This window comes from Streptomyces canus, from assembly GCF_030815415.1.
GTDB classification, from domain to species: domain Bacteria; phylum Actinomycetota; class Actinomycetes; order Streptomycetales; family Streptomycetaceae; genus Streptomyces; species Streptomyces canus_F.
Genome location: NZ_JAUSWW010000001.1, coordinates 7,400,621 through 7,425,012, shown reverse-complemented (window position 1 = coordinate 7,425,012; position 24,392 = coordinate 7,400,621). Strand labels below are relative to the sequence as shown.

Sequence of the window (24,392 nt, the reverse complement as noted above, 5' to 3'; positions counted from 1 at the left end):
AGTTCATCCCTGGGTCTTCTGGATGGCTTCTCGAAGCACCTGGCGGTCGTCGAAGGGACGGACCACTCCGGCGATGTCCTGGCCCTGCTCGTGGCCCTTGCCTGCGACCAGCACGGTGTCGCCCGGCTGTGCGCGGGAGACGGCGGCGGCGATCGCGGCGGCCCGGTCCTCGAAGACCTGGACCTCGCCGCGCTCGTGTGCTGGTACGGACGCCGCGCCCTCGAGCATGGTTGCAAGGATCGCGAGCGGGTCCTCCGAGCGGGGGTTGTCGGAGGTCAGTACGGCGGTGTCGGCGAGCCGGGCCGCGGCGGCGCCCATCGGCGCGCGCTTGGTCGTGTCGCGGTCCCCGCCACAGCCGAGCACGATGTGCAGCTTGCCCTCGGTGACCTTCCGGAGCGCTTTGAGAACGGACTCGACGGCGTCCGTCTTGTGGGCGTAGTCGACGACCGCGAGATACGGCTGGCCGGCGTCCACGCGCTCCAGGCGCCCCGGCACGCCCGGCACCGCGGCGATGCCGTCGGCGGCGGTCTGCGGGTCGAGGCCCGCGGCGGCGAGGGCGGTGATCGCGGCGAGGGTGTTGGCCACGTTGAAGGGCCCGGCGATGGGCGACCTGGCGGTGATCCGCTCGCCCTTGGGGCCGACCGCGGTGAACGTCGAGTCCATCGGGCCGACCTGGACGTCCTCGGCACGCCAGTCGGCGTCGGGGTGGCCCTCGGCGGAGAAGGTGACGACCGGGACCGTGGCTTCCTTGGCGAGCCTGCGGCCGTACTCGTCGTCGGCGTTGACCACGCCGAGCCGGCTGCGCTGCGGCGTGAAGAGCTGTGCCTTGGCCCGGAAGTAGTCCTCCATGTCGGAGTGGAACTCCATGTGTTCCGGGCTGAGGTTGGTGAAGACGCCGATGTCGAAGACGCAGCCGTCGACCCGGCCGAGCACCAGCGCGTGGCTGGACACCTCCATCGCGACCGCCTCGACACCGCGCTCGCGCATGACCGCGAACAGGGCCTGGAGGTCGGTGGCTTCGGGGGTGGTGCGCTCGGACTTGATGCCCTCGTCGCCGATCCGCATCTCGACGGTGCCGATGAGTCCGGTGTTGCGGACGGCCTTCAGACCGCCTTCCACCAGATACGCGGTGGTGGTCTTCCCGGAGGTGCCGGTGATGCCGATCTGGAGCAGATCACGGCCCGGACGACCGTAGATGGTGGCCGCGAGTTCGCCCATCCGCGCGCGCGGATCGTCGACGACCAGCACCGGGAGCCCCGTCGCCGCGGCGCGCTCGGCGCCGGTCGGGTCGGTCAGCACGGCGACCGCGCCGAGGCCGGCGGCCTGGGTGACGAAGTCGGCGCCGTGCAGGCGGGCGCCCGGGAGGGCGGCGTACAGGTCGCCGGGGCGGACGGCCCGCGAGTCATGGGTGATGCCCGTGACCTCCGCGGCGTTTCCCGGCTGTTCGACACCCACCTGGACGGCGAGCTCCGCGAGGGGTGTGGCGGAGACCTGAACCGGCCTGGGCGGCCCGGGATATGTCACGGGATGGCCCTTCTGGGCGGTTTGGGACTGGTCAGCGTGTGGCACGGCGGTGAGCGTACCGGGCACACCCCGTTCGGAGCGAAGTGAGGGCACGGGCGCGCCCTGGTTCCCGGAGTCGGGAGTGATCGTTGTCACGAGCTGGTTCCTGGGTGGTTCCGTGCTGAACAGTGCGGGTCAGGGTTTGAAGGTGACGGGGAGGCTGGCGGACTTGGCCCCGGTGGGCGGGACCTGGAGGGTCTTCAGGGCGAACTCCATGACCTGCTTGTAGACGGGTCCGCAGATCTGGCCGCCGAAGTAGCTGCCCTCGGTGGCGTTCTGGATGGCGCAGTAGACGGTGACGCGGGGGTTGTCGGCGGGTGCGAAGCCGGCGAACGAGGAGGTGTAGCCGTGGTACTTGCCGGTGGCCGGATCCACGCGGTTGGCCGTACCCGTCTTGCCCGCGACCCGGTAGCCGGGAATGCGCGCCTTGGCGCCGGTGCCCTCCCGGTCGTCCACGACCGACTCCAGCATCCGGGCGAGGGTCTTCGCCGTCTTCTCGCTGATCACCCTGGACTTCTCGGGCTTCGCGGCGGGCGTGAAGCGTCCGTCGGGTCCCTGGGTGCCGCGGACGAGCGTGGGTTCGACGCGGACGCCGCCGTTGGCGATCGTCGAGTAGACGGACGCGGCCTGCATCGCGTTGAGGGAGACGCCCTGGCCGAAAGGAATCGTGTACTGCTGCGAGGTCGACCAGTCCTGCGGCGCCGCGAGGATGCCCTTGGTCTCGCCGGGGAAGTCGAGGCCGCTGTAGCTGCCCAGGCCGAACTTGCGCAGATACGAGTAGAGGACCTGGTTGGCCTGCGCCTGGGTCTTGCCGAGCTGACCGGTCGCCAGGATGGTGCCGATGTTGCTGGACTTGGCGAGCACGCCGTTGAGCGTGAGGTACCAGGTCTCGTGGTCGATGTCGTCCTTGAAGAGCCGGTCGCCGCGGTGCAGCCGGTTGGGCACGACGACGTGCGTCTGCGGCGTGGCGACGTTCTCCTCCAGCACGGCGGCCATCGACATGACCTTGGCGGTGGAGCCGGGCTCGTAGGCGTCCTCCAGGGCCCAGTTGTGCAGGGTGCCCGGGTCGGCCTGGGACAGGTCGCCCGGGTCGAAGCCGGGCGAGTTGGCCATGGCGAGGATCTCGCCGGTCTGTGTGTCCTGCACTATCACGTACCCGCGGTCCGCCTTGGACTTCGTCACCTGCTCGGTGATGGCGTCCTGCGCGGCCCACTGGATGTCGCGGTCGATGGTGAGCTCGACGTCGCTGCCGGGCACCGCCGGGGTCTCGGTGGAGCCCGCGGTCGGGACCTGGCGGCCGCCGGACTGGGCGTAGCGGATCTTGCCGTCCTTGCCGGACAGCAGGGTGTTCAGCTTCTGCTCGACCCCGCCGCCGCCCTTGCCGTCGGCGTTGACCCAGCCCAGTATCCCGGCGGCGAGGTCGCTGTTCGGGTACACGCGCTTGCTGGTGGGCGACCGCGAAGACACCGGCGAGGACGTTGACGGTGGTGTGGTCGTCGTCGGCCTTGGCGGCCAGTGCGCTCTTGAGGTCCTTGATCTGCTTCCAGACCTGCGGCGTCTGCCGGCCGGCGAGCTTGACGTACTGCCCCTTGGTCCGCAGCTTCTCGGTCAGCCCGGCCTGGTCCTGGCCGAGGATCGGGGCGAGCAGGGCGGCGGCCTGCTCGGGCCCGTCGTCGATCTTGAGCTGCTTGCGGCTGAAGAGCGTGGGGTCGGCCGTGATGTCGTACGCGTCCACGCTGGTCGCCAGGGCCACGCCGGAGCGATCGGTGATCTGGCCGCGCTCGGCGGCCAGGGTGTAGCCGACGTACCGGTTCTGCTCGGCCTTGGCGGCGTAGGTGCCGGCCTCGACGGCCTGGACCTGGAGCAGCCGTACGGCGAAGGCGATCAGTACGAGGGTCAGGCCGAGGCCGACCATGCGGAGCCGGGGCCGGGGGCTGCCGAGCCGGATGATGCGCGGGCCCGTGGGGCGCGCGGCCTGGGGGCGGGGCGCCGGGCGGCGGGCCGGGCGGGCGCCGGGGCCAGCGGGGCGCCGTCGGGCGTCGGGGGCGGGCCTGGTGGGTCCGGGCACGCGGCGGCGCGGCGGTTCCCTGTCGGACACTTCCGTCACCTGCCGGGGGTCGGGGTCGAGGAGGACGGGGCGGTGGAGGGGGTGGGAGTGGGCGTGAGGGTGGGCGTGGGCGCGGGGGTGGCCGACGGCGACGGGGGTGCCGAGGTGACGGTCAGCGGGACGATCGCCTCGGGCGGCAGTACGACCTGGGCCGAGGACTGTTCGGCAGCGGCGCCCGGGACGCCCTTGACGGTGCCGTCAGGGTCGAGGAAGGCGGGGTCGCCGCCGGGAACCATGCCGAGCTCCCGGGCACGGCGCTGGAGGGCGTCCGGGGCGGAGTAGGCGTCGATGTCCCGCTGGAGGGCCTGCTCCTGGTCGGTGAGGCTCTTGGTCTCCTTCTGGAGGTCGTCGAGTTTGAACGAACCTTCGGAGACCGCGGAGTTCAGCACCAGGAGCCCGATGAGACCGCCGCCGAGGAGCAGGACGACGAGGAGGACGAACGGGGTGCGGGCGGCCTGTCCCCGGCCCCCCGTGGTCGGGAAGAGCCGTGCCAGCCGAGCGGCCCGGCCCTTGAGTTCAGGTTTCCTGCTCACTGCACCTCCAGTGAGTCCGGTTTCCGTACTCGCTCACGCGCCCCGGCCCCCTCGTGTCCGTCATTCCAGCGCCTCCCTGATGCGCTCGGCGCCGCGCAACCGCGCGGGAGCCGCTCGCCGGTTCTCGGCGACCTCTTCCTCCGTGGGAAGTTCGGCACCGCGCGTGAGCAGCTTGAGCCGCGGCTGGTACTGCTCGGGGACGACCGGCAGCCCGGGAGGCGCGGTGGTGGCGGCACCGGCCGCGAACACCTGCTTGACCAGGCGGTCCTCGAGCGAGTGGTACGACAGGACGGCGATCCGCCCGCCGACCGCGAGGGCCTGCACGGCGGCCGGGATCGCCCGTTCCAGGACGGCCAGTTCACCGTTGACCTCGATGCGCAGCGCCTGGAAGGTGCGCTTGGCGGGGTTGCCGCCGGTGCGCTTGGCGGCCTGCGGCAGGGAGTCCCGGATCAGCTCGACGAGCCGCGCGCTGTGGGAGAAGGGCTCCTTGTCGCGCTCGCGCACGATCGCGGACACGATCCGCTTGGCCTGCTTCTCCTCGCCGTACGCCCGCAGGATCCGCACGAGTTCGCCGGGCGGGTAGGTGTTGAGGACCTCGGCGGCACTGACGCCGGTCGTCTGGTCCATGCGCATGTCGAGCGGGGCGTCCTGGGCGTAGGCGAAGCCGCGGTCGGCCTCGTCGAGCTGCATGGAGGAGACGCCGAGGTCGAAGAGGACGCCCTGCACACGCGGGAGGCCGAGCCGGTCCAGTACCTCGGGCAGCTCGTCGTAGACCGCGTGGACGAGGGTGGCGCGCTCGCCATAGGGCGCGAGGCGCTCGCCGGACAGGCGCAGGGCCTCCTTGTCGCGGTCGAGGGCGACGAGCCGGGCCTCGGGGAACTGCTGGAGCAGGGCCTCGCTGTGGCCGCCGAGGCCGAGCGTGCAGTCGACGACGACCGCTCCGGGGGCCTGGAGAGCGGGGGCCAACATGTCCAGGCACCGCTGGAGCATCACAGGGACGTGTCGACTCTGGCTCAAGGGGCCCTCTCAGATCCGGCGAGGCGGTACGCACCGCCGGGTCCCCGCCCGCTCGTGAAGGGGAGGCCTGCCGGCGCCAAAAGCGTCAGCCGGCCGGGAGCGGGAGGAGGCCGAGCCGTACGTGCGCGCCGCGCACGTGGGGAGATCCGGCGACCTGGCCGGTTTCTCCTGGGGAATTCAGTCCAGCAGGGAGACCTCGCCTCCCGCTTCGCGTCACTTTAGTCCACGGTCACTCGCGGTCAATCAACCGGCCTGCGCGTCGCGGCCCGGCTCCGGGGCGGGGCGACGGACCGCCGGAAATCACCCGCTCGGACACATACCGCCCTCTGTGGCTTATCTCACACGAAGGACGTGATGACGCTCTTTTTCCCATCTCACGACAGGACCAGGACGGCTGTGACCAGTACCGTCTTGACTATGACGACTTCTGCAACCGGCGCCACCGCAACCGAAGGCGCCATACCGGGCGACACCGTCACCGACCGTCTCGTCGAGGCGAACGAACGGTACGCCTCCGCGTTCACCGACCCCGGCATGGACGCCCGTCCCGTCCTGCACGTGGCCGTGGTGGCCTGCATGGACGCCCGTCTCGACCTGCACGAGGCCCTCGGCCTGGAGCTCGGCGACTGCCACACCATCCGCAACGCGGGCGGCGTGGTCACCGACGACGTGATCCGCTCGCTCACCATCAGCCAGCGCAAGCTCGGCACCCGCAGCGTGGTCCTCATCCACCACACCGGCTGCGGCCTGGAGCAGATCACCGAGGAATTCCGCACCGACCTGGAGATGGAGGTCGGCCAGCGCCCGGCCTGGGCCGTGGAGTCCTTCCGGGACGTCGACCAGGACGTACGGCAGTCCATGCGGCGGGTGCGCACCTCCCCGTTCCTGTTGCACACCGACGACATCCGCGGCTTCGTGTTCGACGTGAAGACGGGCCTGCTGCGCGAGATCGACCCCTCCTGACCCACCACCGAAGCTGTCGTTCTCCTGTTGATTTCCGGTTCAGGGGTGCCCAAAAGGCCGCAAGCCCTGACATATCGCGGGCAGTTGTCCACAGGCGAGTGACACGAATCGGTAACGGCAGCAAGAATGCGTGGATGGACGTCGCGCTTTTCCGGGCGGTGTCCGTGATTCGGGGTGGGCCGGTCCGCAACGCAGAGCGTCGGCCCGGAGAAAGAACGGGCCGAGGAGGGCCGGGTGACGACCTATGACGATCGAGCGAGCCTCACAGATCTGACTGCCACTGTGGAGCGTGTCCGCAGTTCGGTAGAGGGTGTGATCGAGGGCAAGCCCGAGGTCGTACGGCTTTCGCTGACCGTACTGCTCGCCGAGGGACATCTTCTGATCGAAGATGTCCCCGGCGTCGGCAAGACCATGCTCGCGAAGGCACTGGCGCGGTCCATCGACTGCTCGGTGCGGCGTATTCAGTTCACGCCCGACCTGCTGCCCTCGGACATCACGGGTGTGTCCATCTGGGATCAGCAGCGCCGGGACTTCGAGTTCAAGCCGGGGGCGATCTTCGCGCAGATCGTGATCGGCGACGAGATCAACCGGGCCTCGCCGAAGACCCAGTCGGCACTTCTGGAGTCCATGGAGGAGCGGCAGGTCACGATCGACGGGCAGACGTACGAGCTGCCGAGCCCGTTCATGGTGGTGGCCACGCAGAACCCGGTCGAGATGGAGGGCACCTATCCGCTGCCGGAGGCCCAGCGCGACCGCTTCATGGCGCGCGTCTCCATCGGCTACCCCAGCGCGGAGGCCGAGCTGCAGATGCTCGACATCCATGGCGGGGTGAGCCCGCTGGACGACCTCCAGCCGGTGGCGCACGCGCACGACATCGTGAAGCTGGTCGACGCCGTCCGCGGCGTCCACGTCGCCGACACGGTCCGGCGCTACGCGGTGGAGCTGGTCGCCGCCACGCGCACCCACCCCGACCTCAGACTCGGCGCCTCCCCGCGCGCGACGCTGCATCTGCTGCGCGCGGCGAAGGCGTCCGCCGCCCTGAGCGGCCGGGAGTACGCGCTGCCGGACGACATCCAGGCGCTCGCCGTCGCTGTCCTGGCCCACCGGCTGCTGCCCACCGCGCAGGCCCAGCTCAACCGGCGTACGGCGGAGCAGGTGGTGCAGGAGATCCTGCAGCGCACTCCGGTGCCCCAGCAGCAGGGCGGCGCCGGGCTCGGGCACGGCACGTCGGCGTACGGCCAGCAGCCGCCGCGGAGGCTGTGATGACCACCGCCGCCGGGCCGGTCCACAGCGAGGCCGACCGGGGCGACAAGGGCGGGGTGCGCACCGCGCTGGCCGGTCTGACGACCCGCGGCCGCTCGTTCCTGGCGGCCGGGATCGCAGCCGCCATCTGCGCGTACGTCCTGGGGCAGAGCGATCTGCTCCGGGTCGGCCTGCTCCTCGCGCTGCTGCCGCTGGTGTGCGCGACCGTGCTCTACCGCACCCGCTACCGGGTGGCCGGCAGCCGCCGGCTCGCCCCCGCGCGCGTGCCCTCCGGCAGCGAGGCCCGTGTCCATCTGCGGATGGACAACGTCTCGCGGCTGCCCACCGGTCTGCTGATGCTCCAGGACCGGGTGCCGTACGTCCTCGGCCCGCGTCCCCGCTTCGTGCTGGACCGGGTGGAGGCGGGCGGCCGCCGCGAGGTGTCCTACCGCGTCCGCTCCGACCTGCGCGGCCGCTATCCGCTGGGCCCGCTCCAGCTGCGCCTGACCGACCCGTTCGGCATGTGCGAGCTGACCCGGTCCTTCTCGTCGTACGACACCCTGACGGTGATCCCGCGCGTGGAGCCGCTGCCGCCGGTGCGCTTCGCCGGTGAGGCGAAGGGGTACGGCGACGGACGGAACCGCTCGCTCGCCCTGGCCGGCGAGGACGACGTCATCCCGCGCGGCTACCGCTACGGCGACGATCTGCGCCGTGTGCACTGGCGTTCCACCGCGCGCTACGGCGAGCTGATGGTGCGCCGCGAGGAGCAGCCGCAGCGCGCCCGCTGCACGGTGCTGCTGGACACCCGGGGTCTCGCCTTCCGCGGCGCGGGCCCCGACTCGCCCTTCGAGTGGGCCGTGTCGGGCACGGCGTCGGCGCTGGTGCACATGCTCGAACGAGGCTTCTCCGTACGGCTGGTGACGGACACCGGCAGTTCGGTCCCCGGCGAGGGCGCGGACGGCTTCGCGGGCGCGAGCCAGGAGTCGGCGGACGCGGCCGGGCTGATGATGGACACCCTCGCGGTGATCGACCACTCCGACGGCACGGGTCTGTCCCGGGCGTACGACCTGCTGCGCGGGGGCAACGAGGGGCTGCTGATCGCCTTCTTCGGCGACCTCGACGAGGAGCAGGCCGCGGTGGCCGCCAAGATGCGTCAGCGCAGTGGCGGCGCGGTCGCCTTCGTGCTGGACAGCGGCGGCTGGGGGCGGGAACCGACCGATGTGGCCGGCCCGTTGGACAGGAGCGAGGAGCGGTTGCGGATGCTGCGTGAGGCGGGCTGGACGGCGCTGAGCGTGCCGCGGGGCGCCTCCTTGACCGAGTTGTGGCGCCAGGCGGACCGCGAGCGCACCGGCGTCGGCGCGACGAGCGGGCCGGGCAGTGAGGGGGCACGCGCATGAGCGGGCGGGCACGACTGGCACTGTGTGCCTGGGCGGCCACCCTGATGGCGTCCTGCGCCCTGCTGCCCCTGGTCGAACCGGCCTCGTGGATCCTGCAGGCGGCCCTGCTGCTCGGCGTCCAGTCGCTGGTGGGCGCGGCGACCCGGCGGGTGCCGCTGGCCCGGCCGCTGACCGTGGCCGCACAGGCCCTGGTCACACTGATGATGCTGACCCTGGTCTTCACCCGGGAGCAGGCTCTCGCCGGGCTGATCCCGGGTCCGGAGGCGTTCCAGCGGTTCGCCGATCTGCTCCAGCAGGGCGGCGACGACGTCGCGCGGTACGCGATCCCGGCGCCGCTGGAGTCCGACGGCATCCGGCTGATGATCATCGGCGGTGTGCTGGTCATCGGCCTCGCGGTGGACACCCTCGCGGTGACCTTCCGCAGCGCGGCTCCGGCGGGGCTGCCGCTGCTGGCGCTGTACTCCGTCGCCGCGGGGCTGTCCGACGGCGGCGCCGACTGGCTGTGGTTCCTGGTCGCGGCGGCCGGCTATCTGATGCTACTGCTGGCCGAGGGGCGCGACCGGCTCTCCCAGTGGGGCCGGGTCTTCGGCGGGGCACCGCGCACCCCGGGCGGGGAGCCCGGCGTGGTGGCGCCGGTCCGCACCGGGCGGCGCATCGGCGCGGTCGCACTGGGGCTCGCCCTGGTGGTGCCGGTCGCGCTGCCCGCGATGGACGGCGGCCTCCTGGACGCCACCGGGGCGGGTGTGGGCGGCGGCAGCGGGAGCGGCGGCACCATCTCCGCGGTGAACCCCCTGGTGTCCCTGCGCGACAACCTCAACGTGGACGAGGACCGCCAGGTCCTGTCCCTGCGCACCGAGCCCGAGGACCAGGGCAGCCTGTATATGCGGATCGTCTCGCTGGACGACTTCGACGGCCGGACCTGGAAGCCGTCCAAGCGCGACATCGAGAAGGTGCCGGACCAGCTGCCCACGCCGACCGGCCTCGGCCCCGACATCCGGCGCGCGGAGATCACGACCAGTGTCACGGCCGCCAGGGACTACCGCCAGGACTGGCTGCCGATGCCGTACCCGCCCAGCGGTGTGCAGATCGACGGGGACTGGCGCTACGAGCCCGAGGGCATGACCCTCGTCGGCGACCACGACCAGACCACGAGCGGGGCGACCTACGAGGTCAAGAGCCTCGTCGTGCAGCCGACGGCGGAGCAGCTGGCGGCCGCTCCGGTGCCGCCCGCGGACATCAGGCGCGACTACACCGAGGTACCCGACTCGCTGCCGGCGGTCGTGGCCACCACGGCTCGCGAGGTCACCCAGGGCTCGGCGAACCACTACGAGCAGGCGGTCAAGCTCCAGGAGTACTTCTCCCTGACGGGCGGTTTCCAGTACGACACCCAGGTGCAGGTCGGCTCCGGCTCCCAGGCGATCGCCCGGTTCCTGAAGGACAAGCAGGGCTTCTGCGTCCACTTCTCCTTCGCGATGGCGGCGATGGCCCGCACCCTGGGCATCCCGGCCCGGGTGGCGGTGGGCTTCGCGCCGGGTACGCCGCAGGCCGACGGCACGGTGACGGTGGGGCTGCGGGACGCCCACGCCTGGCCCGAGCTGTACTTCGAGGGCGTGGGCTGGACCCGCTTCGAGCCGACTCCGACCCGGGGCACGCAGCCCGAATACACGCAGACGGACACTCCGAACAGCAACCTGCCCGACCCGGGTGTCCCGTCCCGATCGGCGAGCGCCGCGCCTTCCACCGCCCCCTCGGCGAGCGAGAGCTGCACGGCGGAGCAGAAGAAGCTGGAAGCCTGCCCGAGCGAGTCCGCCGCGGCCCTGCCGGTCACGGACGGCGGCGGTCCGAAGTGGACCGTCGTGCTCGCCTGGGTCCTCGGCGGGCTCGCCGCGCTGGCGATCCCTCTGGCGCCGATGGTGTGGCGCCGCCGCATCCGGGCGGTACGACTGGGTGCGCACGGCCGCAGCGAGGCGGACGCGGCGCTGCACACCTTGGCGGTCTGGCTGGAACTGACCGACACGGCGTGGGACTTCGGGATCCTTCCGGACGATTCGCAGACCCCGCGCAAGGCGGCGGCGCGGATCGTGCGGCTGGGGCATCTCGACCCGACGGCCGCGACCGCGGTGCACCGGGTGGCGGACGCGGTGGAGCAGGTTCTCTACGCGCCGCGGCCGCGCCCGACGGCGGGGCTCGCGGAGGACGTCCGGCGGGTGATCGCCGGACTGGCCGTCCCGGTGACCCGGCGTACGAAGCTGCGGGCGATGCTCGCCCCGCGTTCGACCGTACGAGTGGTGTGGGCGGTCTCGGAGTGGTGGGCCGGTGTCACGGCCCGTGTGGCGGCGGCCAGGCCGACGCTGCGCAAGCAGCCCTCGGGCCAGGAGAGCTGAGCCCTCGGAGCGACGGCTGAGGCCCCGACCCGTTCGCACGGGTCGGGGCCTCAGCCGTTGGATCGGGCGTCGAGCGGGCGATCACCGAAGGGACGATCGGCGCGGCCAAAAGGGCGTGCGTGAGGGGGTGACCACCCTCCCGGAGGGTGGTCACCCCCTCACGCATCAGCTATGAGTTGAGCTAATGGCCGCCCTGTTCGTCACGGCGCTTCTGCCAGCGCTGCTCGATACGGTCCATCATGGAGCGCTTCTGCCTGGCCTGACGACGCGCGTGCGGGGCACCGGCCGCGGGCTGTTCACCCGGCTTGGGAGCCTTGCGCCAGCCGGTCACGGCGAGCACCGCACAACCCAGCATGACGAGGAAGCCCACCACGCTGAGCCAGACCTGCTTGGCGACCATTCCTGCCATGAGGAGCGCGATACCCACGAGGAAGCCCGCGACCGCCTGGTAGACCCGTCGCCGGGTGTACGTGCGCAGCCCGCTTCCCTCAAGCGCTGTCGCGAACTTGGGATCTTCGGCGTACAGCGCTCGCTCCATCTGCTCGAGCATTCGCTGCTCGTGCTCCGAGAGCGGCACGGAATCCTCCTCATCGTGCAGTCGCCGGGGCGACCCGGGGGGTCCCTTCAGGATAGGCAGGGAATCGCCCCCGTGAAACCCGCCCCTCTACGCCAATTGGCCAACCGGGATTCCGCCATGCACGTCCCGGCCCGCTAGATCTTGCATTCCCCAGCGGCCGACCCGTCATGCCGGACGGTCTCCCTCGATCATACGGCGCCGGGCGCCCGATCGGGGGGCCTGTGGCGTACTCCATGTGCACCCAAGTCCCTGATCAGCGCCGCACCAGGAGGGCTGCCTCAGGCCTCGACGGTCCCTCGGGTCTCACCGAGCACGTGAAGCTGTGTGGCCACGGAGTGGAAGGCGGGGAGTTCGGCCGCCGCCTCCTCCAGCTTGAGCAGGGCCTCCAGGGCCCCGGGCTCGGTGTCGACCAGCACGCCGGGTACCAGGTCCGCGAAGACCCGCACGCCGTGCACGGCACCGACCTCGAGGCCCGCGCCCTCGACCAGCTCGGTGAGCTGCTCGGCGGTGAAGCGCCGCGGCACGGGGTCGCCGGTGCCCCAGCGTCCGTTCGGGTCCTCGAGCGCCTGCTTGGCCTCCTTGAAGTGGCCGGCGAGGGCCCGGGCGAGGACGGCGCCGCCGAGCCCCGCCGCGAGCAGGCTGAGGACACCCTCGGAGCGCAGGGCGGCCACCACGTTGCGGATGCCCTCGGCCGCGTCGTCGACGTACTCCAGGACGCCGTGGCACAGCACCGCGTCGTAGGCGCCGCGCTCGACCACGTCGAAGAGACCGTGGGCGTCGCCCTGGACACCGCGCACCCGGTCGGCGACGCCGGCCTCGGCGGCGCGGCGCTCCAGGGCGAACAGCGCGTTGGGGCTGGGGTCGACGACGGTGACCCGGTGGCCGAGACGGGCGACGGGCACGGCGAAGTTGCCGCTGCCGCCGCCGGTGTCGAGGACGTCCAGGGCGTCCCGGCCCGTGGCCTTGACCCGCCGCTCGAGGGCGTCCTGGAGGACCTCCCAGACCACGGCGGTACGGAGAGAGGCGCGGGGTCGCAGCGGGTCCGACACGGCAGTTGACTCCTCGGCGCGGCACCGCCTCCAGTGAGGCGGAGCGATCGGTCTGCCCTCCTCGTCCGGGTACCGGAGAAGGAAGGCTTCAGGCGCCCTCCACCCTATTGCCTCCGTCACCTCGCCCGACCACCGTGGCGTCCGGGCGGCAGAGCCCGTGCAGTGTCGTGCCATGCCGTGCCGGAGGGCTCAGCCCGCGTCCGGCATGTCCCGGCCCGTGTCGTGATCGCCGGGTTCCGGCTCGTCCGTGTCCTGGCGGGGCTGGGGCAGGACCGGCTGGAGGACCAGCATCCGCTCGACGAGGCGCAGGAACATCGCCACGTCGCGTATGAGGTCGTCGGCGTCCCGGCGGCTGGCCGCGCCCTGGATGCCGGCCTCGGCCCGGGCGCGGCGGCGGGCACCGGCGGCGAAGAGCGCGCTCCACTCGGCGAGCTCGGGGGCTATTTCGGGGAGCACTTCCCAGGCGCTCCGGATCTTGGCCCGGCGTCGGGGCGAGGGCTCCGGGCGCCCGCGCGCGGCGAGCACGGCGGCGGCGGTGCGCAGGGCGGCCAGGTGGGCCGTCGCATAGCGCTCGTTCGGTGTCTCCAGGACGGCGGCCTCGTCGAGTCCGGCACGGGCCTGGGCGAGCAGGTCGAGGGCGGCGGGCGGGGCCGTGGTCCTGCGGAGCACGGGGTGTACGTCGCTCGCCGGACCGGTCAGTGAGGGGGCAGGGCCGGTGGCGCGGCGCCGGCGGGCGGCTGCTGCGTGGTAGGTGGCCATGACGAACCTCCTGTCGTCTGTGTGACGGCACGTCCCGATACGGGATGCCGTATGTGCCCATCGTGAGGTATGCCACTGACAATCCGTTCTGACCTGGACTTTTGCTTCGATCGAAGGTTCGGGTTAGTTTTTGCACTGACCAGTCAGTTCAAAAACTTCGGCAGTTCTGGACATCAGGGGGTGGGCCGTGGGCGGAGTCGCCGTCACAACCGAGGGGTTCGGGCTCAAGGGGCCGCGCGGCTGGGCGTTCCGCGGGATCGGCCTCGACGCGGAGCCCGGTGCGCTGATCGCCGTCGAGGGGGCGTCGGGATCGGGCCGTACGTGTCTGCTGCTCGCGCTCACGGGACGGATGAAGGCGTCCGAGGGGACGGCGTCCGTGGGCGCGGCCCGGCTGCCCAGGCAGCTCACCGCGGTGCGGCGGATGAGCGCCGTGGCCAACGTCGCCGGTGTCACCGACCTCGACGCGGCCCTGACCGTCGGGGAGCACTTGCGCGAGCGGGCGCTGTTGCAGCACCGGTTCGGCGACTCCCTGCGCGGGCTGCTGCGACCGCGTACCGAGCGCGCGAACGAGGCGAGGCTGCGGATCGACACCGCCCTGAGCGCCGCTGGTCTCGACCGGGAGGCGCTGCCGAAGGGCTCCCGGACCGCCGTACGCGATCTGGAGCGGATGGAGGCGCTGCGGCTGTCCATCGCGCTCGCCCTGATCGGGCGGCCGCGGCTGCTCGGCGTCGACGACGCCGATCTGAAGCTGTCCGACGCGGAACGGGCCGAGGTCTGGGCGCTGTTGACGTCGATCGCCGAGGCGGGGACCACGGTCGTGGCGGTGTGCAGCGAGGCCCCCGAGGGGGCCGTGAAGGTGTCCACCCGCAGCGCCCCTCAGGGCTCGGTCCGGAAGAAGGAGGACGCCGATGCGCTCGCCGCGACTGGCCGCGCTTGAGCTGCGGCGCTTCGGGCGGGGGAAGCTGCCGCGGGCCGCGCTGGTCGCGCTGCTGGTGCTGCCCCTGCTCTACGGCGCCCTGTACCTGTGGTCGTTCTGGGATCCGTACGGCCGGCTGGACCGCATCCCCGTGGCGCTCGTGAACGACGACAAGGGGGCGACCGCCGACGGGAAGAAGCTCGCGGCGGGCGACGACATCACCCGGGGGCTGCACGACAGCGACGTCTTCGAGTGGCACGAGGTGAGCGCCGCCGAGGCACGCGCGGGCGTGGAGGACGGCACGTACTACCTGTCGCTCACCGTGCCGACCGACTTCAGCGCGCGGATCGCGTCCAGCGCGGGCGACTCCCCCGAGACCGGCGCACTCCAGGTGCGGACCAACGACGCGAACAACTACATCGTCGGGCAGATCTCGCGCACGGTCTTCAGCGAGGTGCGCCAGGCCGCGTCCACGAAGGCGTCGCGGTCCTTCCTGGACCGGATCTTCATCTCGTTCTCCGACATCCACAGCGCGACGGTCAAGGCCGCCAAGGGCGCCGACAAGCTCGAAGGCGGGCTCGGAAAGGCCGAGAAGGGGTCCAAGGACCTCGCCGACGGGCTGAAGGACGCCAAGAGCGGCAGCGGCAAGCTGGCCAAGGGGCTCAACAAGCTCGACAAGGGCGCGGGCGACCTGGAGGACGGCTCTCAGCAGGTCGCGGAGGGCACCCAGACGCTCGCCGACAAGGTCAACGGGGTCGCGGCGAAGGCGGGCCCGTTCCTGGAGGACAACGAGAAGACCATCGGTGACACCGCCCAGCTCGTCGCGGACTCCAGCAAGGCGATCCGCAAGCACCTGGACACCCTGGTGACGACGGCCCCCGTCGCCGCCAAGGGCGCCCGCACGGCCTCCGACACACTGGAGGAGATCCACCGCACGCGCTGCGAGAAGGCCGTACTGCCCGACGCGGCCTGCGCCGACCTGGAGAAGGCCAAGGACGCGGCCGCCGACGTGGCGACCATCGCCGACGACCTCAACACCCTCGTGGGCGACCAGGACGGCGACCTGAAGAAGCTCGACAAGAACCTGGCGACCCTGCAGAAGCAGGCCCAGGCGCTCGCCGACCGGGCGCCGCACCTCTCCGAGGACCTCGACGACGCCGTCTCCAAGGTCAACGAGTTGAACAAGGGCGCGGGGAAGGTCGCCGCCGGCGCCAAGAAGCTGCACACCGGGCTCGGCACCGCCAAGACCGGTGCCGGTGACCTGGACGAGGGGGTCGGCAAGCTCAAGACCGGCGCCGCCGAACTGAACGGCGGCATGTACAAGCTGGTCGACGGCTCCGGGAAGCTCTCGGACGGGCTGCACGACGGCGCCGGCCAGATCCCCGACTACGACAAGCAGCACCGCGACGATCGCACCGAGGTCATGGCCGACCCCGTCCAGCTGGTCTCCCAGGACATGCACAAGGCGCCCAACTACGGCACCGGGTTCGCCCCGTACTTCATCCCGCTGTCCCTGTGGGTGGGCGCGATGGTGGCGTACATGCTGATCGCACCGATGAACCGGCGCGCGCTCGCCGCGGGCGCCCCCGCGTGGCGGATCGCGCTGGCGGGCTGGCTGCCGGTGGTGGCGGTCGGGGTGCTCCAGACGGTGGCCCTGATGTCGGTGCTGCACTGGGCGATCGGCCTGCAGATGGTGCGGGCGGTCGGCACGGTGGGCTTCCTGTTCCTGGTGACGGCGTGCTTCGCGGCGATCGTGCAGTGGCTGAACGCCCGCTTCGGGGCGGCGGGACGGATCCTCGTCCTCGCCTTCCTGATGCTCCAGCTGACCTCCGCGGGCGGCACGTACCCCGTGCAGACCAGCCCGGGCTTCTTCAACGCGCTCCACCCCTTCCTGCCGATGAGTTACGTCGTCGACGCGCTTCGCAGGCTCATCTCGGGCGGCGGTCTCGGTCCGGTCTGGCACGCGTGCGTGGTGCTCGTCGCCTTCACCGCGGGCGCGCTCGCGCTGACCGCGCTGTCGGCCCGCCGCCGCCAGGTGTGGACGCTCGACCGGCTGCACCCGGAGCTGAGCCTGTGACCTCGACGACGGCCAGGCCCCCGGTTGCTGTGAGAATCGGGACCATGGAAAGCAGCAGCGGCAGCACGCGCCGCGAGGCCACCCGGCAGAAGCTCTACGAGGCGGCCGTCACACTCATCGCGGAGCAGGGCTTCTCCGCCACGACCGTCGACGAGATCGCCGAGCGGGCCGGGGTGGCGAAGGGCACGGTCTACTACAACTTCGCGAGCAAGTCCGTCCTCTTCGAGGAGCTGCTGCGGCACGGTGTGGGACTGCTCACCGCCTCCCTCCAGGAGGCCGCTGAGCGGACGGCTCGTGAGGGCGGCAGCAAGACGGACGCCCTGGACGCGATGATCCGGGCCGGCCTGGTCTTCATCGACCGCTATCCGGCCTTCACCCAGCTGTACGTGGCCGAGCTCTGGCGCACCAACCGGGCCTGGCAGTCCACGCTCCTGGTGGTCCGGCAGCAGGCGGTGGCGGTCGTCGAGGAGGTGCTGCGCGAGGGCATCGCGAACGGCGAGTTCCACGAGGCGATCGATGTCTCCCTGACCGCGTCCGCCCTGGTCGGCATGGTGCTGGTGGCGGCCCTGGACTGGAAGGCGTTCCAGGCGGAGCGCTCCCTGGACGATGTGCACTCGGCGCTGTCACGGCTGCTGCAGGGACGGGTGAGCGGCCGGGGCTGAGCCGGCGGTACGCGCGCGTGGACAGACGAAAGCGCCGGTTCGCTGTGGCCGCGTCCCCCGCGGGCCACCTCGAACCGGCGCCTTCTCGTACTCCCCCGTTTTCCCCCGTCGGGCCCCCGTTCGGTCGTTCCCCCGGGCCCCCCGTGCCTCGCTCCCGCCGACCTCCGCCGGCGGAAGGAGCGGATCCGGGGCGGCTCCGCTCCGGCGCCCCGTGTCGCCGGTGCCGAGCCGTTCCCCTTCTCCGTGGTCCCACTCTCTCGTTCGCGCAGGTCGGTCCCCATCCGCGCGCGTACTCATCTCGCCCCCTAGGTACGGATACTCACACCTGCGTACTCAGGCCCACCTCGCTCCGTTGCCGAGTGGTTACGATCGCCTCCGTGTCGGTACTCCCTCTCGTCTTCACCAGCGGCTGGGCCAGCGGAATCAACGCGTACGCCGTCGTGCTGCTGCTCGGCCTCTTCGGCGCGACCGGGCTGAGCGACGACGTCCCCGAGACGCTCCAGCGCCCCGAGGTCCTCATCACAGCCGTCGTGCTGTTCCTGTGCGAGGCGGTCGCGGACAAGATCCCGTACGTCGACTCGGCGTGGGATTCGGTCCACACGCTGATCCGCCCTGCCGCGGGCGCCTGGATCGGTGCGGTGCTCGCCGGGCAGAGCGGTTCGCTCAACGACGCGGTCGCGGGTCTGGTCGGCGGTTCGACGGCGCTGGCCAGCCATGCCGTCAAGGCGGGGACGCGGATGGCGGTCAACTCCTCGCCCGAGCCGTTCAGCAACGTGATCGTGAGCCTGGCCGAGGATCTCGGGGTCGCCGGGATCGTCACCTTCGCCATATTCCACCCGGTGGCGGCGGCGAGCATCGCGGCCGTACTGCTGGTCGGCGGCCTGGTGATACTCGTCTTCCTGATCTCCCGGATCCGACGGTTCCTGCGCCGCCGGGCGCAACGGCGCGAGGAGAGACGGCTCGCGGGGCGGACGGGGCATCCACCGGGCTGGTGACCCCGGGAAGTCCTCCGAAGACGCCCGCGGCCGGGGCTGTCAGTGGTGGCCGATAAAGTCGCAGGCATGGCACGGATTGCGGTGATCGGCGCCGGGATGGGCGCGATGGCGACCGCCGCCCGGCTGGCCGTCGCGGGCCACCGGGTGGCGGTGTACGAGCGTACGGAGACGTACGGCGGTGCGGTGCGCCGCCTCGAGCGCGACGGCTTCGCCTTCGACACCGGTCCGGGGCTGCTCACCCTTCCCGCGGTCTACCGCGATCTGTTCGTCAAGACCGGCAAGGAGCCGCTGGAGTCGGTCGTCGAGCTGGTCCAGGTCGACCCGTCCACGCGGCACGTCTTCGCGGACGGCACGGAGGTCAGTCTGCCGAACGCCTCCCGCGCGGGTGTCGTCTCGGCGCTGGACGAGGCGCTCGGCTCCGACGCGGGCGCCCGCTGGGGCGACTTCCTGGTCCGGGCCCGCGAGGCCTGGGACCGCACCCGCAGGCCGCTCCTGGAGGAACCTCTCTGGCCGAACTGGTCGGTGCTGGCCGACCGCGAGCCCTATCCGTCGGTCCCCCACAAGAAGCTGCTCCGCACCCGCCGGGCCGGCACGCTCGCCGAGGTCGGCGCCTGGGAGCTGCGTGACCCGAGGCTCGTCGCCCTTCTGGAGAGCCACGCCCTCGCGTACGGCCTGGACCCGCGCGTCGCCCCGGCGAGCGCGGCGGTGCTGCCGTACATGGAGCACGCCTTCGGCACCTGGTATGTCCGCGGCGGCATACGGGAGTTGGCGCGCGCGGTGTACGAGCGGTGTGTGGCGCGCAGGGTGGAGTTCCACTTCGGTGTCGAGGTCACCGGGGTGTTGGAGAAGGACGGCCGGGCGGCGGGGCTCGAACTGGCCGACGCGGTGGCGGCGGAGGCGGACTTCGTCGTCGCGGGTGTCGCACCCGATGTGCTGAGCCGCTGTGTGCGGGGCACCGCGGTGCGGGAGGCCGATGCGGTTCCTCCACAGCGCGGGCTGCCGAGCCGTTTGACGGTGCTGCTGGCGCTGCGCGGCGGGCGCCCGGAGGGAGCGGCGCACCGGACAGTCGTGCACGCGCAGGACCGGGAGCGGGAGCTGGACCTGCTGTTCGGCGCGTCCTCGGGGCTCGACGCACACCCCACGCTCACCGTGCTGCGCCCCGACGACCCGGGTGTGGTCCCGGGCCCGGACCACGAGGCGATCGCCCTCACCGCCACCGTGCCCGCCGACGCGGACCAGGCCGGGCCGACGTCGGAGGTCTTCGACGATCACGCGGACACGTTGATCACCGCTGCCGAGCGTGCCGTACCGGATCTGCGCGAGCGCCTTCTGTGGCACGAGGTGCGGGTCCCGGCCGACATCGCGGAGGCGACCGGCGCGGAGGGAGGCGCGGTTCCCGCCCCGGCTCTCGCCGCGGCCGAAGGCCGCCTGCTGCACCCGGCGAACACCACCGGGTTGCCCGGTCTGTTCACCGTGGGCGGCTGGTCCCACCCGGGCGGCGGCCTGCCGCACGCCGGCATGTCGGGTGCGCTGGTGGCGGGGCTGATCGTGGAGGGGCCGGAGTTCCGGGGCTCTCGGTGACCGCTGGTCAGAAGCGGTACTGCTCGTCGTAGCCGTTGTTCTGCTGGCCGTTGTTCTGCTGGCCGTCGCCCTGGTAGGGGTACTGCTGCTCCTGCGGGAGTTCGCCGCCGTAGGTCTCGTCGGTGCGCTGCTGCGGGACCCACACACCGCCGGCCGGGGTCTCGCCGCCGTAGGTGGGGTTGCCGTACTGGTCCTGGCCGTAGGCCTGCTGGCCGTACTGCTGCTGGCCGCCGTAGGAGGTGTCGTAGCCGCCGTAGGTCTGGGTGCCGATGTACGGGTCGGAGTAGGCGGCGTACTGCTGCTGTCCGGCCATGTCGTAGCCGTACTGCTGCTGGTCGTAGCCGTCGTAGCCGTAGTTCTGGTCGGCGCCCTGGGCGGCCGACGCGTACTGGTCCTGGGTCTGTCCCTGACCGGCGTACGTGCCGTCGTTGTTGTATATGCCGTAGGAGCCGGTGTCGTCGGGCATCGGCTGCGGCTCGTAGACCTCGGCGGCCGCGGGGCGGGCGGGCGTGAAGACGTCGTCGCGGTCGTAGTCGTCCTGGCCGTAACCGGACGCGTTCGGGACGTAGTTGCCCTCGTCGCCGTAGGCGGCGTCCGTCGCCTCGAGGTCGGAGACCTCCAGCGTCGGCTCCTCGCGGCCGCGTTCGCGGCGGCCGCCGCGCTTGCCGCCGACGAGGCCGCCCAGGGCCTCCGGCGGATTGACCGCCCAGCCCTGTTCGAAGCCGCGGCGGAAGGAGAGGGTGACGTAGGTCTGGCCGACCGCGAAGGCGATGGCGCCCAGTCCGATGACGATCACCGACGGGATGAGCACACCGAGTACGACGCCCACGAAGCCGGCGAAGGCGAGCAGTCGCCAGCGGAGCCGCGCCTTGTACTGCAGCAGCACCTCGCCCAGCAACCACAGCGCGACGATTCCGAACGCGATGTAGAGGACCGTCCAGCCCATGTACGCCCCTCTCCCAGTGACCGCTACGCAGTGTGTCGTATATCCGTGCGGCCGGTCTAGGCCTGCGGTGGGTGGTGCAGGCCCAGGTTCTCGTAGATCTCCAGCGACGCCGTGGAGTTGTTGAGCGTGATGAAGTGCAGTCCGGGCACTCCCTCGGCCAGCAGCCGGGCGCAGAACTCCGTGGCGAATTCGATACCGATGGAGCGTACAGCGGCCGGATCGTCTTTTGCTGTGAGGATCCGCTCTTTCAGGACAGAGGGGATGGCCGCGTTGCTGAGCTGTGGCAGGCGCTCCAGCATCCGCACGCTGGTCACCGGCATGATCTCGGGGATGACGGGGGTCTCGCAGGCCGCTTTGACGACTCGGTCACGCAGTCGCAGATAGGACTCCGGCTGGAAGAACATCTGCGTGATGGCGTAGTCGGCGCCGGCCCGGCACTTGTCGACGAAGTGCGCGACGTCGGCGTCCCAGTCCCCGGACCTCGGGTGCATCTCCGGGAAGGCGGCGACGCCGACACAGAAGTCGCCCGATTCCTTGATGAGGCGCACGAGTTCGGCGGCGTAGGTCAGCCCCTGCGGGTGGGCCACCCACTCGCCCATGGGATCGCCGGGCGGGTCGCCGCGGACGGCCAGGATGTTGCGGATCCCGGCGTCGGCGTACTGGCCGATGATGTTGCGCAGTTCGGCGATGGAGTGGTTGACCGCGGTGAGGTGGGCGACCGGCGTGAGCGTGGTGTCCGCGACGATCTGCTGGGTCTCCTTGACCGTGCCCGCGCGGGTGGAACCGCCGGCACCGTACGTGACGGAGACGAAGTCCGGGGCGACCGCCTCGACCCTCCTCAGCGCGCTCCACAGGTTCCGCTCACCCTTGGGGGTCTTCGGTGCCGAGAACTCGAACGAGTACGTCGACTTGCCCGTGGCGAGCATGTCGCGCACGGTGCGTGCGCGGTCAGTCCTGGTGGATGCGGTTCCGAGGGCCATACCCGCAGGTTAGCCAGGGGGCAGCGGTCACCCAACCGGATCCGGGAAATTTGCCCGGTTTGTCGACTTGTTGTCCACCCTTCGGACACCGGGGCCCGTCACGCCGGGTCCCTGAGCCTCTTCGCGAACTCCGCCGCGGCGGCTCCCGGGTCGTCCGCGTCCGTGATGGCCCGTACGACGACGACCCGGCGGGCGCCCGCCTCCAGCACCTGGTCGAGGTTGCCGAGGTCGATGCCGCCGATGGCGAACCAGGGGCGGTCGGTGCCGAGGGCAGCGGTGTACCGGACCAGGTCGAGGCCGGGTGCGTGGCGGCCGGGCTTGGTCGGGGTCGGCCAGCACGGGCCGGTGCAGAAGTAGTCCACGCCGTCCTGGACGGCGGCCGCGGCGGCCTCGGCCTCGGAGTGCGTGGAGCGGCCGACGAGGATGTCGTCGCCGAGGATCGCGCGGGCCGCGGGGACCGGAAGGTCGCCCTGGCCGAGGTGCAGGACGGCGGGCGGCCAGGGGTGGGCGGTCCGGACCGCGTGCGCCACGTCGGCGCGGTCGTTCACCGAGAGGACCTTGCCGTACATGTGGCACTTGTCGGCGAACAGTTCCAGCCAGCCCAGTTCCTCGTCCGCCTCCAGGGTCTTGTCACGGAGCTGGATGAAGTCGACGCCGTTCTCCAGGACCGCGTCCAGGAAGTCGGGCAGGTCGCCCTGCTTCTTGCGGGCGTCCGTGCAGAGATAGAGCCGGGCGTCGGCCAACTGGGCGCGGGCGTCGGTGTCGGACGTGACGGGCATGGGTGTCCCCCGATGTCGGTGCGTACGGGCCGCGGGCCGGTGCGGTCGACCTGGGCGGGCCGGGCGTAGTGAACCACAGGGACGGCTCCCCGGCCCATGCCCCGGCCTCAGAGGCGACGGGCGGATCCGCCCCACGTCCTGGCGACGGACCCGCAGGTCATCGTCGCCAGGTGTGGGACACGTCCGGTTCGGCGGTCCCGGGTCAGACGGCGAGCGCCTGGGCCCTGCGCTTCACCTCCGTGCCGCGGTTCTCGCTCAGCGCCTGGGCAGGGGTCCCGGGCAGGCTGTCGTCGGGAGTGAAGAGCCACTCCAGCATCTCTTCGTCGGAGAAGCCGTCGTCCCTCAGGAGCGTCAGGGTCCCGGCGAGGCCCTTGACGACCTTCTGCTCGACCCCGTCGATGAAGGCGGCGGGGACGTGCAGTGCGCGGTTCTCACCACGGCGTACGGCGATGAGCTGGCCGTCCCTGACCAGCTGCCGCACACGCGTCACCTCGATATCGAGGATTTCCGCGATGTCGGGGAGGGTGAGCCAGGCGGGGACGAGAGCATCGATCTTTGCGTCAATCTCGGTCACGGCATCAAGCCTGCCATCCCGCACTGACAGTCGGAAACCAGACCCCTGCGACCTGGGCTTTCGGACTACGCCGTCGCCGCCTTCAGCGGCCTCGCCGGGTCCGCCAGCAGCTCCGGGTCCAGCTCCGGTCCCGCCTCGATCAGCCGCCGTCCCTGTGCCAGGTCCCGGGGCCGGCCCACCGCCAGCAGGGCGATGAGGCGGTTCTCCCGCAGCCAGCAGACCGTCCAGGCCGGGCCGGACGGGTCGCCGCGCCACAGGACCGTGTCGGCGGAGGTGTGGTGGCCGACGTACTGCACGAAGCGGCCGAACTGCTCGGACCAGAAGTACGGCACGGGGTCGTAGACCGCGGGCGTCTCGGCGATGATGTTGGCCGCCACCGTCCGCGGACCCTGGAGGGCGTTGTCCCAGTGGTGGACCAGCAGCCGCTCGCCGTACCGTCCCGAGGGGAAGGACGCGCAGTCGCCGACCGCGTAGACGTCCGGCGCGGAGGTGCGCAGGTGGTCGTCGGCCACGACCTCGCCGTGCGCGCCGAGTTCGATGCCCGAGCCGGCCAGCCAGACCGTGGCGGGGCGGGCGCCGATGCCGACCACGACGGCGTCCGCGGGCAGCCGGGTGCCGTCGTCCAGGAGGACCTCGCCGGGCCGCACCCGCTCCACGCGCGCGTGGGTGCGCAGCACGGCACCGGCGTCGGCGTACCACGACGACATCGGCGCGGCCACCTCCGCGGGCAGCGCCCCCGCGAGCGGCCGTTCGGCGGCCTCCACGACCGTCACCGCGCAGCCCGCCTCGCGCGCGGCGGTGGCGAACTCGGCGCCGATCCAGCCCGCGCCGACCACCACGATGTCGTGCTGCCGGGCGAGAACGGGCCGCAGCCGCTCGGCGTCGTCGAGGGTGCGCAGCAGATGCACGCCGGGAACACCCTCCGCGCCCGGCAGCCGGATCGGTTCGGCACCGGTGGCGAGGACCAGGACGTCGTACGGCACGGGCCCGCACTCGGTGTCCAGTTCGTGCTCGGCGGGGCGGACGCCCAGCACCTCGCGGCCCAGTTCCAGGTCGATGCCGAGCGCCTCGAAGTCGACGTCGAAGGCGGAGCCCTCGGCCTTGCCGAGCAGTACGGCCTTCGACAGCGGCGGCCGGTCGTACGGCTGATGCGGCTCCGCGCCGATGAGGGTCACGGTGCCGGTGAAACCCTGTTCGCGCAGGGCCACCGCGGTCTGTACGCCGGCCATGCCCGCGCCGACCACGACCACGCGCCGCTGAGACTGCTCCGTCTGCTCGCTCACCGGATCAC

At 71.8% G+C, this 24,392-nt stretch carries 20 protein-coding genes and 1 pseudogene; 9 read left to right on the top strand and 12 right to left on the bottom strand.

All coding sequences use genetic code 11. The annotated features are described in order from the left end of the window. Positions 1 to 3 precede the first annotated feature (3 nt). The 4 genes and pseudogenes from QF037_RS34310 to rsmH form a co-directional block, all read right to left on the bottom strand. A complete protein-coding gene (locus QF037_RS34310) occupies positions 4 to 1,524 on the bottom strand; it encodes a UDP-N-acetylmuramoyl-L-alanyl-D-glutamate--2,6-diaminopimelate ligase (RefSeq protein ID WP_307037514.1) in 1,521 nt (506 codons plus the stop codon). Between the two features lie 174 nt (positions 1,525 to 1,698). Further along, positions 1,699 to 3,478: pseudogene (locus tag QF037_RS34305) on the bottom strand (peptidoglycan D,D-transpeptidase FtsI family protein). 188 nt (positions 3,479 to 3,666) lie between these two features. Beyond that, positions 3,667 to 4,203 carry a septum formation initiator family protein gene (locus QF037_RS34300; protein WP_307032018.1) on the bottom strand — a complete coding sequence of 179 codons (537 nt, stop codon included), beginning with the start codon at positions 4,201 to 4,203 and terminating at the stop codon, positions 3,667 to 3,669. Between the two features lie 60 nt (positions 4,204 to 4,263). Then, positions 4,264 to 5,220: a 16S rRNA (cytosine(1402)-N(4))-methyltransferase RsmH gene (rsmH, locus tag QF037_RS34295; protein WP_307032017.1), complete on the bottom strand. Its 957-nt coding sequence runs from the start codon at positions 5,218 to 5,220 to the stop codon at positions 4,264 to 4,266. Positions 5,221 to 5,574: 354 nt separating this feature from the next. On the opposite strand from rsmH, the gene QF037_RS34290 reads away from it, so the two are divergent. The 4 genes from QF037_RS34290 (at position 5,575) to QF037_RS34275 (ending at position 11,206) form a co-directional block, all read left to right on the top strand. Continuing rightward, a complete protein-coding gene (locus tag QF037_RS34290) occupies positions 5,575 to 6,183 on the top strand; it encodes a beta-class carbonic anhydrase (protein ID WP_373463853.1) in 609 nt (202 codons plus the stop codon). Between the two features lie 234 nt (positions 6,184 to 6,417). Next, positions 6,418 to 7,446: an AAA family ATPase gene (locus QF037_RS34285; RefSeq protein ID WP_307032015.1), complete on the top strand. Its 1,029-nt coding sequence runs from the start codon at positions 6,418 to 6,420 to the stop codon at positions 7,444 to 7,446. Further along, a complete protein-coding gene (locus tag QF037_RS34280; protein WP_307032014.1) occupies positions 7,446 to 8,822 on the top strand; it encodes a DUF58 domain-containing protein in 1,377 nt (458 codons plus the stop codon). The genes QF037_RS34285 and QF037_RS34280 overlap by 1 nt, the downstream gene beginning before the upstream one ends. Continuing rightward, positions 8,819 to 11,206 carry a transglutaminase TgpA family protein gene (locus QF037_RS34275; protein WP_307032013.1) on the top strand — a complete coding sequence of 796 codons (2,388 nt, stop codon included), beginning with the start codon at positions 8,819 to 8,821 and terminating at the stop codon, positions 11,204 to 11,206. The genes QF037_RS34280 and QF037_RS34275 overlap by 4 nt, the downstream gene beginning before the upstream one ends. Before the next feature lie 181 nt (positions 11,207 to 11,387). Here QF037_RS34275 and QF037_RS34270 read toward each other — a convergent pair whose 3' ends face one another. The 3 genes from QF037_RS34270 to QF037_RS34260 form a co-directional block, all read right to left on the bottom strand. Continuing rightward, entirely contained in the window at positions 11,388 to 11,783 is a 396-nt protein-coding gene (locus QF037_RS34270) for a DUF3040 domain-containing protein (RefSeq protein WP_171144436.1), read from the bottom strand. Between the two features lie 278 nt (positions 11,784 to 12,061). After that, positions 12,062 to 12,832 (bottom strand): methyltransferase, encoded by a 771-nt coding sequence (locus QF037_RS34265; RefSeq protein ID WP_307032012.1) that lies wholly within the window; start codon positions 12,830 to 12,832, stop codon positions 12,062 to 12,064. A 189-nt stretch (positions 12,833 to 13,021) separates the two neighbouring features. After that, a complete protein-coding gene (locus tag QF037_RS34260) occupies positions 13,022 to 13,591 on the bottom strand; it encodes an SAV_6107 family HEPN domain-containing protein (RefSeq protein ID WP_307032011.1) in 570 nt (189 codons plus the stop codon). Between the two features lie 187 nt (positions 13,592 to 13,778). On the opposite strand from QF037_RS34260, the gene QF037_RS34255 reads away from it, so the two are divergent. The 5 genes from QF037_RS34255 to QF037_RS34235 all read left to right on the top strand — a co-directional run bounded on the left by QF037_RS34255 (position 13,779) and on the right by QF037_RS34235 (position 19,822). Continuing rightward, positions 13,779 to 14,528 (top strand): ATP-binding cassette domain-containing protein, encoded by a 750-nt coding sequence (locus QF037_RS34255; RefSeq protein ID WP_307032010.1) that lies wholly within the window; start codon positions 13,779 to 13,781, stop codon positions 14,526 to 14,528. Further along, positions 14,500 to 16,584, top strand: a complete 2,085-nt coding sequence (locus tag QF037_RS34250; protein WP_307032009.1) for a YhgE/Pip domain-containing protein — start codon at positions 14,500 to 14,502, stop codon at positions 16,582 to 16,584. Before QF037_RS34255 ends, QF037_RS34250 begins: the two co-directional genes overlap by 29 nt. Before the next feature lie 44 nt (positions 16,585 to 16,628). Continuing rightward, positions 16,629 to 17,246, top strand: a complete 618-nt coding sequence (locus QF037_RS34245) for a TetR/AcrR family transcriptional regulator (RefSeq protein ID WP_307032008.1) — start codon at positions 16,629 to 16,631, stop codon at positions 17,244 to 17,246. A gap of 377 nt (positions 17,247 to 17,623) precedes the next feature. After that, complete coding sequence (locus QF037_RS34240; protein WP_307032007.1) at positions 17,624 to 18,241, top strand: DUF4126 domain-containing protein; 618 nt, start codon at positions 17,624 to 17,626, stop codon at positions 18,239 to 18,241. Between the two features lie 66 nt (positions 18,242 to 18,307). Further along, the gene (locus tag QF037_RS34235; protein WP_307032006.1) at positions 18,308 to 19,822 is read left to right on the top strand and encodes a phytoene desaturase family protein; all 1,515 of its coding nucleotides are present in this window, start codon (positions 18,308 to 18,310) and stop codon (positions 19,820 to 19,822) included. A 7-nt stretch (positions 19,823 to 19,829) separates the two neighbouring features. Here QF037_RS34235 and QF037_RS34230 read toward each other — a convergent pair whose 3' ends face one another. From QF037_RS34230 to QF037_RS34210, 5 genes are all read right to left on the bottom strand, one after another. Next, positions 19,830 to 20,768, bottom strand: coding sequence for an SCO2102 family sporulation regulator (locus QF037_RS34230; RefSeq protein ID WP_307032005.1), 939 nt, complete (start codon positions 20,766 to 20,768; stop codon positions 19,830 to 19,832). Between the two features lie 56 nt (positions 20,769 to 20,824). Continuing rightward, positions 20,825 to 21,748, bottom strand: coding sequence for a methylenetetrahydrofolate reductase [NAD(P)H] (gene metF / locus QF037_RS34225; protein WP_307032004.1), 924 nt, complete (start codon positions 21,746 to 21,748; stop codon positions 20,825 to 20,827). Positions 21,749 to 21,846: 98 nt separating this feature from the next. Next, entirely contained in the window at positions 21,847 to 22,527 is a 681-nt protein-coding gene (gene thiE / locus QF037_RS34220; protein ID WP_307032003.1) for a thiamine phosphate synthase, read from the bottom strand. Positions 22,528 to 22,729: 202 nt separating this feature from the next. Beyond that, the gene (locus QF037_RS34215) at positions 22,730 to 23,101 is read right to left on the bottom strand and encodes an Rv2175c family DNA-binding protein (RefSeq protein WP_307032002.1); all 372 of its coding nucleotides are present in this window, start codon (positions 23,099 to 23,101) and stop codon (positions 22,730 to 22,732) included. 65 nt (positions 23,102 to 23,166) lie between these two features. Continuing rightward, the gene (locus tag QF037_RS34210) at positions 23,167 to 24,384 is read right to left on the bottom strand and encodes an NAD(P)/FAD-dependent oxidoreductase (protein WP_307032001.1); all 1,218 of its coding nucleotides are present in this window, start codon (positions 24,382 to 24,384) and stop codon (positions 23,167 to 23,169) included. Positions 24,385 to 24,392 lie beyond the last annotated feature (8 nt).

Bases quoted from the DNA above. Each gene is read 5' to 3' on its own strand.
- metF (WP_307032004.1), bottom strand. From the start codon at position 21,748: ATGGCCCTCGGAACCGCATCCACCAGGACTGACCGCGCACGCACCGTG.
- QF037_RS34260 (WP_307032011.1), bottom strand. From the start codon at position 13,591: ATGGCCACCTACCACGCAGCAGCCGCCCGCCGGCGCCGCGCCACCGGC.
- QF037_RS34290 (WP_373463853.1), top strand. From the start codon at position 5,575: ATGACGCTCTTTTTCCCATCTCACGACAGGACCAGGACGGCTGTGACC.
- QF037_RS34230 (WP_307032005.1), bottom strand. From the start codon at position 20,768: ATGGGCTGGACGGTCCTCTACATCGCGTTCGGAATCGTCGCGCTGTGG.
- QF037_RS34280 (WP_307032014.1), top strand. From the start codon at position 7,446: ATGACCACCGCCGCCGGGCCGGTCCACAGCGAGGCCGACCGGGGCGAC.
- QF037_RS34235 (WP_307032006.1), top strand. From the start codon at position 18,308: ATGGCACGGATTGCGGTGATCGGCGCCGGGATGGGCGCGATGGCGACC.
- QF037_RS34250 (WP_307032009.1), top strand. From the start codon at position 14,500: ATGCGCTCGCCGCGACTGGCCGCGCTTGAGCTGCGGCGCTTCGGGCGG.
- QF037_RS34245 (WP_307032008.1), top strand. From the start codon at position 16,629: ATGGAAAGCAGCAGCGGCAGCACGCGCCGCGAGGCCACCCGGCAGAAG.
- QF037_RS34275 (WP_307032013.1), top strand. From the start codon at position 8,819: ATGAGCGGGCGGGCACGACTGGCACTGTGTGCCTGGGCGGCCACCCTG.
- thiE (WP_307032003.1), bottom strand. From the start codon at position 22,527: ATGCCCGTCACGTCCGACACCGACGCCCGCGCCCAGTTGGCCGACGCC.